The sequence below is a fragment of the Hymenobacter sp. BT730 genome (assembly GCF_030542105.1).
In the GTDB taxonomy this organism is placed as follows: domain Bacteria; phylum Bacteroidota; class Bacteroidia; order Cytophagales; family Hymenobacteraceae; genus Hymenobacter.
The window spans coordinates 127,009-139,763 of the sequence record NZ_JAUOFB010000004.1; the positions used below are offsets into that span (position 1 = coordinate 127,009).

The 12,755-nt window shown below is 56.7% G+C and carries 14 protein-coding genes; 8 read left to right on the top strand and 6 right to left on the bottom strand.

Annotated features, from left to right (window positions below; all coding sequences use genetic code 11):
- Positions 1-8: 8 nt before the first annotated feature.
- The 4 genes from Q4G72_RS13190 to Q4G72_RS13205 form a co-directional block, all read right to left on the bottom strand.
- Complete coding sequence (locus Q4G72_RS13190; protein WP_303311899.1) at positions 9-1,082, bottom strand: serine hydrolase domain-containing protein; 1,074 nt, start codon at positions 1,080-1,082, stop codon at positions 9-11.
- Between the two features lie 145 nt (positions 1,083-1,227).
- A complete protein-coding gene (locus tag Q4G72_RS13195) occupies positions 1,228-1,641 on the bottom strand; it encodes a hypothetical protein (RefSeq protein WP_303311900.1) in 414 nt (137 codons plus the stop codon).
- A gap of 96 nt (positions 1,642-1,737) precedes the next feature.
- The gene (locus tag Q4G72_RS13200; RefSeq protein WP_303311901.1) at positions 1,738-2,472 is read right to left on the bottom strand and encodes a YebC/PmpR family DNA-binding transcriptional regulator; all 735 of its coding nucleotides are present in this window, start codon (positions 2,470-2,472) and stop codon (positions 1,738-1,740) included.
- Positions 2,473-2,594: 122 nt separating this feature from the next.
- The gene (locus Q4G72_RS13205; protein ID WP_303311902.1) at positions 2,595-3,038 is read right to left on the bottom strand and encodes a hypothetical protein; all 444 of its coding nucleotides are present in this window, start codon (positions 3,036-3,038) and stop codon (positions 2,595-2,597) included.
- Positions 3,039-3,107: 69 nt separating this feature from the next.
- Between Q4G72_RS13205 and Q4G72_RS13210 the strand changes: the two genes are divergently transcribed.
- On the top strand, positions 3,108-4,043 hold the full coding sequence (locus tag Q4G72_RS13210) for an arginase family protein (protein ID WP_303311903.1): 936 nt from the start codon (positions 3,108-3,110) through the stop codon (positions 4,041-4,043).
- A gap of 151 nt (positions 4,044-4,194) precedes the next feature.
- On the top strand, positions 4,195-4,998 hold the full coding sequence (locus Q4G72_RS13215; protein WP_303311904.1) for a DUF4097 family beta strand repeat-containing protein: 804 nt from the start codon (positions 4,195-4,197) through the stop codon (positions 4,996-4,998).
- 59 nt (positions 4,999-5,057) lie between these two features.
- Here Q4G72_RS13215 and Q4G72_RS13220 read toward each other — a convergent pair whose 3' ends face one another.
- Both Q4G72_RS13220 and Q4G72_RS13225 read right to left on the bottom strand, forming a co-directional pair.
- The gene (locus Q4G72_RS13220) at positions 5,058-5,996 is read right to left on the bottom strand and encodes an MBL fold metallo-hydrolase (RefSeq protein WP_303311905.1); all 939 of its coding nucleotides are present in this window, start codon (positions 5,994-5,996) and stop codon (positions 5,058-5,060) included.
- Positions 5,997-6,217: 221 nt separating this feature from the next.
- The gene (locus Q4G72_RS13225) at positions 6,218-6,592 is read right to left on the bottom strand and encodes a hypothetical protein (protein WP_303311906.1); all 375 of its coding nucleotides are present in this window, start codon (positions 6,590-6,592) and stop codon (positions 6,218-6,220) included.
- 356 nt (positions 6,593-6,948) lie between these two features.
- On the opposite strand from Q4G72_RS13225, the gene hutU reads away from it, so the two are divergent.
- The 6 genes from hutU to Q4G72_RS13250 all read left to right on the top strand — a co-directional run bounded on the left by hutU (position 6,949) and on the right by Q4G72_RS13250 (position 12,693).
- Complete coding sequence (gene hutU / locus Q4G72_RS13230; protein WP_303311907.1) at positions 6,949-8,712, top strand: urocanate hydratase; 1,764 nt, start codon at positions 6,949-6,951, stop codon at positions 8,710-8,712.
- Between the two features lie 456 nt (positions 8,713-9,168).
- Positions 9,169-9,417 (top strand): DUF3592 domain-containing protein, encoded by a 249-nt coding sequence (locus Q4G72_RS17900; protein ID WP_502213682.1) that lies wholly within the window; start codon positions 9,169-9,171, stop codon positions 9,415-9,417.
- Between the two features lie 224 nt (positions 9,418-9,641).
- Positions 9,642-10,388 carry an NADPH-dependent F420 reductase gene (locus tag Q4G72_RS13235; RefSeq protein ID WP_303312006.1) on the top strand — a complete coding sequence of 249 codons (747 nt, stop codon included), beginning with the start codon at positions 9,642-9,644 and terminating at the stop codon, positions 10,386-10,388.
- A gap of 211 nt (positions 10,389-10,599) precedes the next feature.
- Positions 10,600-11,034, top strand: a complete 435-nt coding sequence (locus Q4G72_RS13240) for a hypothetical protein (protein ID WP_303311908.1) — start codon at positions 10,600-10,602, stop codon at positions 11,032-11,034.
- 93 nt (positions 11,035-11,127) lie between these two features.
- Positions 11,128-11,754: a succinate dehydrogenase/fumarate reductase transmembrane subunit gene (locus tag Q4G72_RS13245; protein WP_303311909.1), complete on the top strand. Its 627-nt coding sequence runs from the start codon at positions 11,128-11,130 to the stop codon at positions 11,752-11,754.
- Between the two features lie 144 nt (positions 11,755-11,898).
- A complete protein-coding gene (locus tag Q4G72_RS13250) occupies positions 11,899-12,693 on the top strand; it encodes a helix-turn-helix domain-containing protein (RefSeq protein ID WP_303311910.1) in 795 nt (264 codons plus the stop codon).
- Positions 12,694-12,755: the final 62 nt, after the last annotated feature.

The window sequence follows — 12,755 nt, forward strand, 5'->3', positions numbered from 1 at the left end:
GTAGTAGTTTACTTCTCCTCGGCCAGCCACTGCAGCGCTTTATAGTCGCCGGGGCCGCAAAAAAGGCGTAGCACGTCATCGGCTATTTTCAGCCCGTTGGCGCTGTTGGTCAGGAACAGGAGGGTTTCTTTCCGGTCGGGAAACACCATGAAAAAGCCTTCGAAATCATCATTGCTACCCCAGTGCCATAGGGCAGGGCCGTGGCTGGTGTTGGCCAGCCCCAGGCCGTAAGCCCAGGCAATGTCTGCGTTGGTGGGGGTGAGGGCGTGGCCGCACCGGTTGGCATCGTTGGCGGGCTGGAGCAGAAGCCGGTGCGTGGCGGGCTGCAGGCCTGTGCCCACCAGCAGAGCCTGTATAAACCGGTTATAGTCGGTGGCCGTGGAGAGCAGGCTGAAGCCCGCGTTGGGCTCCGTAAACCGTCGGATTTCGGTGGGCTTTCCCGCTTTATCGTGCCCGGTGGCAGCGTTTTTGGCAAAGCGCGGCTGCCACACGTAGCTGCTGTGGGCCATTTTCAGAGGAATGAAAACCTCCTCCCGGGCCAGCTGCTCCAACGATTTGCCGGTAATCTGTTCCAGGGTTTTCTGCAGCAGCACGAAGCCCTCCCCGGAGTAGTTCCAGCAGCTGTCGGGCGCATATTTAAGGTGCAGGGCTGAGGTTTTCCAGCTTTCGGCAAGTGGGTTTTCGGCCCAGTTGGGCAGGCCGCTAGTGTGCGTGAGGACCATGCGGGCCGTAATTCTTGCGGCACGAGGCTCGTTTTGCAGGCGCGGGTAGGGGTGGTAGCTCAGCAGAGGCTTATCCAGAGCCAGCAGGCCCCGGTCGTGCAGGCGCAGGGCCACGTACGCCAGCACCACCTTGCCCAGTGAGGCCGCCTGCATGGTAGAGCGGGGCGTTAGTGCCCGGTGGGTATCTCCCTGCTCATAGCCGAGCGTATAGTTTTTTACTTGGTTGTTCTTCGTGTACACCAGCTGAATGCCGGTTACCTGCTTTTGCCGGAGCAGTGTGGCCAGCTCTTTTTGTTGGGCGGTGGCCGCTACGCAGCTCAACAGAAAAAGGAACAGAGCGAGGTGAATTTTGGCGGGCATAAAGCTTTTGTGAAGTAGTAGCCGAATAGGGCGTTTGACTTTCAGATGACGTGAAGCTTTGAATGGTTGCTTAGCAAAACAAACGCGGACCTCCCTAAATAGGGAGGTCCGCGTTTGTTTTGCAGTGTTGAGATGAAAGCAAATTTTATTCAATATTTTCTTTCATATGAAACGCTTTGCTAGATTCTTCCAGTTCTTCGTCAGTCTTGTTGTGATATTTGAAGTTCTGTAGTTGCCACTTATCTGACGCTTTATAAAACATAATATTGAAAGTTAGTGGCTCTCTATCATGTCGAACTAAATAAGTAAACATCAGTAAGTTAGGGCCAGCACTCCGCTTTGTTAATAAATCTGCTCCGTAGAATTTGCCATCAGCCTCTATTTGCTTTCTTAATTGTCTTTTTACGTCGTCTATTCCGTCAGTTATTTCTTTCGAAAACTTGCTATTAGAAAACAGATAGTCAACTGCTTTATCCGAATCAGCCTGTTTGTATATTTCAAAAAACTTATTCATCATCTCATGAGGAGTTGATTGTGCTCTTGCCGAATTAAAAATCAAAAATACAAATGCAATGAGGAGACAAAATCGCATGAGTTTGTACTTAAAATTGTGCAGTAATTAAAAAATAAAATTTGATCTAACTGATTTAAAAGATTAGCCCAGTGTGTGGTACACGGCCTGCACGTCGTCGTCCTCTTCAAACTTCTCAATCAGGTTCATTACTTCTTCCAGCTCGTCGCCTTCCAGGTGTACCGTGGTGTTGGGCACGCGCTGCAGCTGCGAGGAAAGAACCGGCAGGCCCTTTTCGTCAATGGCTTTCTGCATCTGGCCGAAGTCAGAGAAGGCTGTTTCCACCACAATAAGGTCTTTCACATTGCCGTGCTCATCTTCGTCCTGAGCAGTATACACGTCTTCGGCACCGGCATCAATTAGCTCCAGTTCCAGCTCGTCCAGGTCCAGGCCTTCGGCGGCCAGTTTGAATACGCCTTTGCGGGTGAAGGTATAATCAGAAGAGCCCGCAGTGCCCAGGGCGCCGTTGCCGCGGTTAAAATACATGCGCACGTTGGCTACCGTGCGGGTAGGGTTATCAGTGGCGGTTTCAATTACGATGGCCACGCCGTGGGGAGCGTAACCCTCATATACTACTTCCTGGTAGTCTTTTTCCTCGCGGCTGCTGGCGCGCTTAATAGCGGCTTCCACCCGGTCTTTGGGCATGTTCACGCCCTTGGCATTCTGGATGGCGGTGCGCAGGCGGGAGTTGGTATCAGGGTTGGGTCCTGATTCCTTCACGGCCATTACAATTTCCTTCCCAATGCGGGTAAAGTCCTTGGACATCCGGTCCCAGCGCTTCATTTTGCGGCCTTTGCGGAATTCAAACGCGCGTCCCATCTATATAAAAGGTGATTAGGTGAGTGGGTAAACTAGGTAAGAAGGCCAGTTAGGGCCGAAAGGGCCGCAAGTTAGCAGAAAGCCCGGGCAGGCGCAACGCAGGCCCCATAGCAACCGGCAGGTTACTGCTGCCGCAGCGTGTACACGCTCTGGTTGCTGGCCGGATAGCCCTGCAGGGTAATGGTTAATAGCCCATTGCGCAGCTGAAAAGTGCCTTCATCGGTGCGGGGCTGCCCTTTCTTATCAGTATAGGAAAAGCTGATACGGTTGCCGGAAAACGTAAAGCGGCCGTCCTGGTCGAAGGGCATGGTGCCGCCGTTCATGGCCAGCGTCAGGCGCTTCTGGTAGGTGCCATCGGGGCGGAGCGTGAGCGTGCCACCTACGCCCCGGGCCGGCATGGGGTCCGGACTGGTAGCTTTATCCAAAATAGCGTAGCTGAGATACGAGTAGGTAGTGAAGAACGAAGGAGTAGGCCGGGCCACGTATTTGGTACGCTGCTGGGCCTGGGCCGAAGCAGCAGGCAGGAGAAACAGGCTGCCGAGAGCCAGAAGTAGAATACGCATCATACCCAAAGATAGTACATGGGCCCCGCGTGGATAGTGTCAGGAGCCGCTTCGGTATGATATATTTGACCCATGCCCACTTTTCTCCGTGAACTCATCCGTCCCGCTGCCGAGCTGCCCCAGGCCGACGTGTGCCTGGTAGGCTTACCCCTCGATTTTGGTACTGTGCTGGAAGGCGGCCGTGCCGGCGCTTCCGGCGCCCCCGATGCCATTCGCCGGGAGCTGCGCCGCTACCATAAAACCTACAACCTGGAGCACGACGTCTCCCTGGACCACCTGCGCATTGCTGATGCCGGCAACCTGCCCCTGCGCCACCCAGACCACGCCGCCAACCACGAAACCATCCGTCAGCGCTTGGCGGAGCTGCTGCAACTGTACCCGCTGGTGGTGGTGCTGGGTGGCTCCCACGATGGCACCTACAGCACTGTGCGCGGCCTCTTTCACGCCGAAGGAGAAAAGCCCGTAGGCGGTATAAATCTGGACGCGCACGCCGATGTAAAGCACAAGCCCGACCTCATCAGCAGTGGCACTCCCTTCGGCAAATTGCTGCGCGAAGGTCAGTTGGATGGCTCCCGGTTTACGGAGCTGGGGCTGCATTCCAACCTGAATACCCGGGAGGATATAGAGTTTCTGCGCACGCAGCAGGCGCACATTGTGCCGCTGGCGCTGGTGCAGCAGGGTGGAATGGAGGCTGCCATGCGGGAAGCCCTACACCAGGCCACGGCCACTGGCCCGGCCTTTGTGAGCTTTGATATAGATGGGGTAGCAGAGGCTTATGCTCCCGCGGTGTCGGCACCCAGCGCCGACGGCTTCACTCCGCGCCAGGCGGTTGAAGCCGCTTTCATGGCCGGCCAGAACGCCTTTGTGCGCCTTTTCGAAGTAGTGGAGTTCAACCCCATTTTCGACCGTGACAACCAAACGGCCCGCTTAGCTGCCACCATCATTACCGCATACCTGACCGGTGTAGCCAGCCGCACAGCCAAAAGCCAGAAACTGCCTCCCATTTAAGGGAAGTAATGGATTGTTATATCCTTCAGCCACCATAAAAATTCTGATAAAAATGAAAAGGCAGGCAACGGTTTAAGAGCGAATACAATCTATAGCAACGAAGTCCTTTAATCCTGGGCCCCATATTCACTTCTTACCCTACTACTTTGCTATGAAAACTACCTGCTTCGCTTTGCTGCTCGGCCTTGCCGCCTTTTCTGCCACGGCCCAAACGGCCCCTGCCTTCACCAGCACCTGCCACGATAAAAACTCCTCTGGCTCCAATAAGCAGTTCTGCGAAACCCGCGACCTGACTATGGCGGCGCCAGCTTCGTCGGCAACGCTCACGATTGATGGCCGGGCCAATGGCGGCATTACGGTACACGGTTGGGATGGGAATGACGTGCGGGTGCGGGCCATTGTAACTACCTGGGCTAAATCAGAAGAAGAGGCACGCAAGCGGGCTTCCTCAATCAGCATCACCACCAAAAACGACAAGCTCCGCGCTGAAGGGCCTTCCAGTCCGCTGGGAGATAACTGGGCGGTAAGCTATGAGGTATTTGTACCCCGCCAGACTTCCCTGGCCATGAACACGGTGAATGGTGGTATTCGCATTGATGATATGCGGTCCAACATTCAGTTTGACGCGGTGAATGGCGGTATTTCCCTGAACAACGTGGCGGGCTACGTGAAAGGCAACACCACCAACGGCGGCCTGCACATCAAGCTGGCCGGCACCAAGTGGGAAGGCAAAGGCCTGGATGTTTCCACCACCAATGGCGGCATTACCTGGGAGCTGCCTAAAAATTATTCGGCTCAGCTGTACACCAGCACCAACATGGGCGGAATCAGCGGCGACCTGCCCGTGACTAAAACCGGCATGATGAGCAAAGAAATTACGGCCAGCCTCGGCCAGGGCGGTGCTCAGGTGAAAGCCGTTACCACCAATGGCGGAATCAAAGTCAATCAGCAATAGCTAATTACTGTTGATATATAAAAAGGCCCGCCGGAACGTTCCGGCGGGCCTTTTCTTGTTTATAGGGCCCATTCATGCTGCGTGGTCCTCACGCGCCGCCGGGAAGACCACCACACGGCAGAGGCTACCAAAGCGGCCACGCTGCCCGCCAGAACCAGCTGCGCGGGTAGCGGATCGGGCGGAGCAGGGGGAAGATATTCTACGCCGTTTTCATCGGTGCGGGCCGGGTGATTTACGTAGCGGCCATGCTTGGGAATAGGGAAGTGCGTGGCGAATTCCAGCAGCTCATCGGCTACGTGGGGGCCGCGCATCACCGGGCCGTGCCCGCACCCAATGGCATTGGGCCGCAGGTGGGCCAGCTTCGCCACCGATTGCCAGGAGGCCTGCCAATCGAAGGTAATAGGGGTGCCGGCGCGGCTGATGCGCGGCAGGCCCAGCAGAATAGCCGGTACCGAGTCATGGTCGGTGGTGGCAAAGGCATCACCACCTAGCAGGGTGGCATCTTGGTGGCGGAAAAAGGCTACCTGCCCGGGGGCGTGGCCGGGCACGTGTATGCACTGCCAGCCGGGCATAAACGGCGGCTCATGCAGGTCGGGGGCCAGGGCCTGCACGTGGCCATCAAACTGAAAAGACTGGGGCGGGAAAAACCGGGATACAAAGGCCAGGGAGCCCCCCACGGTAGGGTCGGCGGGCGGGTATACGGCCCGGCCGGTCAGGAACGGCATTTCCAGCGCGTGCGCATGAATGGGTACCTGCCAATACTCGGCCAGGGCCAGCGCAGAGCCGGCATGGTCCATGTGCCCGTGCGTCAGAAATATGGCTTTGGGCTTGCTCTCGTCTCCAAATAGCTTGGCGGCAGCTTTTTTAATGGTGCCCTCGCTGCCCGGCAGGCCGGTATCTATCAGCACCCATTCGCCCGGCTCGCCGGTTTCCACAAAATACAGATTCACAAAACGCTGAATGCGAAGCTGGGTAATGCCAGCAGCTACCTGTTCCATAGGAAAGATTGTGTGAAGTGATGGCGCAATAATATTCCTACGCAAATCATTCGCAGTCAGGTGCCTCTGCTGATGCCCATGCACTTGGTTTGTCCGGAGGGGTGTCTCCGATTTCTGACATCGGTTAAAGCTGATAAGCCCCTTGCCATGAACGTTCCTCGAAAAGAAAAGCCCTCTGCAGATTGCAAAGGGCTTTATCGGATTTAGTAAGCAGAACCGGGTTAGCGGCCAGTGGTAGAGCCTGTGCCCGAAGTGCCACCACCTGTTGACCCAGCCCCAGTAGTACCGCCGGAGGTAGTGCTTCCAGCCGTAGTGCCAGTTGTGGTGCTACCTGTAGTGGTGCCTGCGGTAGTAGTACCGCCCCCGGCGGTAGTGCCACCCGCCGTTGAGCCGCCCGTACCCGTTGTGGTAGTGGTGCTCAGGGTGCTGGTATCGGTATTTAAGGCAGGGTCAATGGATGTGGCTGAGGTGGTATTGGCTTCGTTGACGCCAGTGCCAACGTCCCGGGTTTCGTTACCTGCCCGGTCGTTACCGCACGAGGTAAAGGCTAATGAGGCTGCAACTAAAGACAGGCTGAGAATCAAATGCTTTTTCATCGGAGGGCTAAAGAATAGAGTGAAGTATAGGGTTGGTTGTAGCCGCTGGTAAGCAGCCTTAATACTAAGTGGGGAGTACGTAACTAATTCAGAGACAACTATAATATAATTATGTTCATGCTGTGGTAAGCTCGTCACTGAGCAGCACCGAATGGAATAAAATCAATGTGGCTTTGACTCATTTATGCTGTTTCAGAGCGGTATAATGCCCCAATCAGAACTCGTTTTCAGTGCATTTATAAGCAGGTAAGGCAATTAATACGAAGCGGCTGGCCTGGTTAAAAAGCCCGTTGCCACCCGCCGAAAACCAATATCTTCGCCGCTCCACTCAACACCCAACATTAGCTTTCCCACCCATGCCGCACTCTGCCCTGGAAACCCCCGAACTCAACCTCGAAGCCAACAGCCAATCCTCGGAAGCGAGCAAACCAGCCACCCGACCCATGTACTACGAGTACAAGCCCGAGGAAACGGTAAAGGCCATGCACGGCAACACCCTGCGCTGCAAAACCTGGGAAGCTGAAGCCGCTCTGCGCATGCTGGAAAACAACCTCGACCCAGCCGTGAGCCTGGTGTATGATGAGCTGATTGTGTACGGCGGTGCCGGCCGCGCGGCCCGCAACTGGAAGGAGTACCAGACCATTGTGCGCACCCTCAAAAATCTGGAAGCCGACGAAACCATGCTGGTGCAGTCGGGTAAGGCGGTGGGCGTGATTCGCACCTGGGCCCACGCCCCGCGCGTGCTCATTGCCAATAGCAACCTGGTGCCCGCCTGGAGTACCCAGGAATATTTTGATGAGCTGGATAAGCTGGGCCTGATGATGTACGGGCAGATGACGGCCGGCTCCTGGATTTATATTGCCACCCAGGGCATTCTGCAGGGTACTTATGAAACCTTCGCCGCGGTGGGCGATAAGCACTTCAACGGCACGCTGGCCGGCACCGTCACCGTTACGGCCGGCCTCGGTGGCATGAGCGGCGCTCAGCCGCTGGCCGTGACGATGAATGACGGCGTGTGCCTGGTCATCGAGCCCATTGACGCCCGCGTGAAGCAGAAGGTGCAGGAAGGCTACCTCGACGAGCAGGCCCGCGACCTGAACCACGCCCTGGAGCTATGCGAGCAGTATAAGCAGGCGCGCAAAGGCTGGAGCATCGGCCTGACCGGCAACGCCGCCACCGTGCTGCCCGAGCTGCTGCAGCGCGGCTACCACGTCGACATCGTGACCGACCAGACCTCGGCCCACGACCTGATGGACTACATTCCTGAGGGCGGCATTGACCAGGTGCTGCAATTGCGCAAGGATAACCCCGAGGAGTTCAAGCGCCAGGCCCTGCAGTCCATTGTGAAGCATTGCCAGGCCATTATTGATATGCAGGCCGCCGGCGCCGTGGCCCTCGATTACGGCAACAACCTGCGCGGCCAGGCCGAAAAAGGCGGCCTTAAAGTGCGCGACGAGCACGGCCAGTTCCTGTACCCCGGTTTCGTGCCCGGCTACATCCGCCCGCTGTTCTGCGAGGGCAAAGGCCCCTTCCGCTGGGCCGCCCTCTCCGGCGACCCGCAGGACATCCTACGCATAGACTGCGCCCTGCTGGAAACCTTCCCCGACAACAAGATGCTGGCCCGCTGGATTGAGAAGGCCCAGGCCAAGGTGCCCTTCATCGGCCTGCCCGCCCGTGTGTGCTGGCTGGGCTACGGCGAGCGGGAAAAGTTCGGCCTGGTTATCAACGACCTGGTGGCCCGCGGCGAAGTATCGGCCCCCATCGTCATCGGCCGCGACCATCTCGACTGCGGCTCAGTGGCCTCGCCCAACCGCGAAACCGAAGGGATGAAGGACGGCTCCGACGCCGTAGCCGACTGGCCCCTGCTCAACGCCCTGGCCAACACGGCCTCCGGCGCCGACTGGGTATCCATCCACAACGGCGGCGGCGTGGGCATCGGCAACAGCACTCACGCGGGTATGGTCATCGTGGCCACCGGCACCCCCGAAAAAGCCGAGCGCCTGCGCCGCGTGCTCACCACCGACCCCGGCATGGGCGTCTTCCGTCACGCGGATGCGGGCTACGAGCTGGCTCAGCAGGTAGCTGAGGAGCGCGGGGTGAAGATTCCGGGTGTATCGTGAACAAAAAAACTTGGGAAATCATAGGAGGCATTGCACTAATAATAGGCGACTTCCTTCTGTTTCTAGTCTGCTTTGCTGAACCTGCTGTTCCTAAGGTTGTGGGTAAATTATCATGGATTGTGTTTTTTCCGCTAATAATTCTGGGTGTTTACCTTATTGGCCGCAATCCCACTTCAAATCGTCAGAAGTAATTGCCTTCGACGGTGCCATTCTCCAAGGTTAACACTACAGTAGTCTGAAATCAGACATGTGCTTATTTCACCCCGTACTCCTTTACCTGCTGGCGCAGCAGGTAGCCAAGGAGTACGGGGTGAAGATTACGGGTATTAAAAAATTAGTGTAATAAGCTAGGAACGTATGGGCTTTGAGTTAAACCCCTTCGCAGTTTTTGTTTTTGGCATAATGGCCGCAATCCTGGTATTTGCCTACCGAGGAGCGAAGCGTCACCATGACAGAATGCAGACACATGGTGTACGTGTGCAAGGTCTAATTGTGCGCAATAAGATAAACTGGGGAAGGACAACAACTGTGCGTCCTATTGTTCGATTTGTGACTCAGAATGGGAAGACAATTGAAGCAGAATCTGTATATGGAGTATCTTTTGCTATACCTCGTTATCCAAAAGGAGCTACTGTAACGGTGACATATAATCAAGAAGATCCTTATGAATTCGATATTGCAGATGCTAGCCGTAGGTATATCTGATGATTGTATTGCTTGTAGCTCTGGGATTTACCAAATGGCATCTTAATGCCAGCGCTGCCTGTGTTTCCTCAGGCGGCGCTGTTCATTCTAAAAAGGTGGATGCAACTGCTAGTCATAGGTAGGCATAAGCCATAAGCTAACCCTCACCATCTACCCGTCCAAAAAGCAATTCCCCACTTCCGCTGTTTACTACCCTGCGGCGGTGCAGTGCCGCCGCGCAAACCATACAAACTATCCCTGTTATGAACATCGGAATCATTGGCGCCGGCCATATCGGCAGCGCCCTTGCCGTGCGGCTCACCAGCCTCGGCCATAAAGTATACATTGCCAACTCCCGCGGCCCCGAGACGCTGCAGGACTTAGCCCGGAAAACCGGCGCTACTCCCGTAACGGCCAAGGAAGCAGCCCGTCACGGCAGTGACCTCATCGTGGTAACCATTCCGCTGAAAAACATTCCCGATCTGCCCAAAGACCTGTTCGAGGGCGTGGCCGCCGACGTGCCCGTCATCGACACGAGCAATTACTACCCGCAGCTGCGCGACGGCCGGATTCCGGAGCTGGAAAGCGGCGCCCTGACCGAAAGCGAGTGGGTGCAACAGCATCTGGGCCGCTCGGTGGTGAAGGTGTTTAACAACATCTACGCCCACCACCTCGAGCAGAAGGGCCAGCCCGCTGGCACGCCCGGCCGTATCTCCCTGCCCGTAGCCGGCGACGATGCCGCCGCCAAGCAGAAAGTAATAGCCCTGGTGGAGGAACTGGGCTTCGACGCCGTGGACGCCGGCACGTTGCGCGAATCGTGGCGGCAGCAGCCCGGCTCCCCCGCATACGGCGCCGATATGCCAGCTGACAAGTTGCGCGAGAACCTGGCCAGCCTGGGTACCCAGCGCACGGATGCCCAGCACACCGAGTTCCAGGGCAACCACGCCCAGCAGGAACAGGCCATGGCGGCGCAAGGCATCAAGCTGCAGTAACTGACGGCTGGGTAGCTGGCGGCTGAAAACCGACTATTTAAGCCGTTATGCTGAGCGCAGCCGAAACAGCTCCCAGGTAATACGAATTCGATACCGCGCCGTCTGGGGAAACTCAGACGGCGCTTTTTTTCTGCTGCTTGCCACTCAGGGCGTATCATTCGGGCCGTTCCGGTATTATTGTTCCGCCCTCCACACTACTTTTCCCTGCCTCATGAAACTGCTGCTGACCGAACGCTTCACCGCGTATGCCTTGCTACTCCTTATTGCACTGACATTGATGTTCCACGCGTTGATTATCACCGGCGTGATTCCCTTCGGCATTGTGTGGGGCGGTAGAATGAAAGATCAGGCCCAGATGCTGACCTTCGAAACTATATCGGTGGCAATAAACCTGGTAATGTTAGGCGTGGTGGCAGTAAAAGCTGGCCTGCTAGAGGTGCGCATCCATCCTGGACTGATAAAGACGGCGCTGTGGATCATGTTTGGGCTGTTTTTGCTGAACACCCTGGGTAATCTGCTGTCGAAAAACGAGGTCGAAAAGATGATTTTCACGCCCATTACGCTGTTATTGTCGCTCTTTAGTCTGCGACTGGCCCTTGGAAAATCCAGCGCTATACCCAGGCGCGAACTTGCTACTCATGCCTGACATTAGGGCGGGGTTATATTTCAATTGCTGCCCCAGCGGGGAATAAATATAAACCTGAGCTAATATTGAGGCCGTTAATCTTCTCAACGGCTTATGCGTTCCGCTCTCCATACCTACCATTATTGGACCGGCCTGCTGCTGTCGGTTTTTATCCTGGCTCACCTCGGCAACCATTTGGTGGCGTTGTGGAGTGTGTCGGCGCACCTGGCTACCATGGCAGCACTGCGCGTGGTGTACCGCAACCCGGTGGTGGAAACAGGCTTGCTGCTGGCCGTAGCGGGGCAGGTTTTCACGGGCCTGCGCTTGTATTGGCACAGCCGCAGTCAGCCGCAGCGGCCGCTAGCGGGCCGGATTCAGATTTTCTCTGGCTTGTACCTCGCTTTCTTTCTGCTGGTGCATACCGGCGCGGTACTCACGGGGCGGGCCTGGTTTGGGCTCGATACAAATCTGTACTTCGCGGCGGCGGGCATCAATACCTTTCCGTTTAGCCTGTTCTTCATCCCGTATTACTTTCTGGGGGTGACGGCCGTCTTTCTGCACATAGCCAGCCTACACTATCAAAAAGGCACTCGTCTTTGGGGTGAAGCAAGCGCGCGTCGGCAGGCGCTGAGTATTGGCGGCGCGGGGGTAGTGGTGGCGCTGCTCATTCTGTTTGCCATGACCAACCGCCTGCAAGGCTTGCCCATTCCTGCGCGCTACCTGCAGACTTTGGGGAAATAATGCTACCTCCTTGCACGAGTTTGGTGGCCGCGCCAGGAGGTGGCATACAGCCGTATTGTTCTGATACTTATTATATTAGTTAGTCAATATGTTCGTGCCGCATTAACTATCAAGGCCAGCCAAGGGCAGCTACCCGCCTGACCGATGGAAGCACACTACTGCTCCTGCGCCCACACTGAGGTGGCCCCCTACGTTGCTGCTATGTGGCAAGTGGAGGGGATGCCCGCGCATCAGCAGGAAACCATTCTGCCGAAAGGAATTATTGAGTTGATTTTCAGCTTTGCCGGCACGCTGCAGGTTGCGGTGGGGCCGGAAGCCCAGGTACAGCCCACGTCTTCGTGCTTTATCAGCGGCCTCGCCACCCGGCCATTGCAGCTGCAGGCGCCGCCAGCGCAGGCGTTGTTTGGAGTGCAGCTTACGCCGCTGGCCGTCAGAAAGCTGCTGAAGGTGCCCGCCGGCGAATTTTTAAACAGCCTTACGGATCTGCGGTTGCTGAGCCCGGCCTATGAGGCGCTGACCAGCCAGCTGGCGGAAGCCGGCACCTTTGCCAAGCGGCGGGCCCTCATAGAGGCCTGGGTGCAGCGCCAGCTCAAGGCCGTGCCGGTGCAGGATGCGGTGGTTTCCGGATATCTCAGCAGTCCGGCTGCGGCCGTGTCGGTTACGGAGCTGGCTGCCCGGGCGTGCTACTCGCCGCGGCAGCTCAGCCGGAAAGCGCACGAGCTGTTTGGGATGTCGGCGGAGGCTTTGCTGGGGTACCGGCGCTACCTTAGTGCGCTGCAGGCCCTGCATCAACCCAACAAAAGCCTGACGGAAGTGGGGTTGGAAAGTGGGTTTTACGATCAGGCGCACTTTATCCGGGAGTTCCGGCATTTTACTGGCATGCCGCCGGGCAACTACCGGCAGCGGCGCAGCCAGCGGCCCGGGCACTTGTTCCACTAAAGTTGTCCGATATATACAATTACCCGGTTTCAGGGCGCAGGATATTTGTGTAAACAAACAAC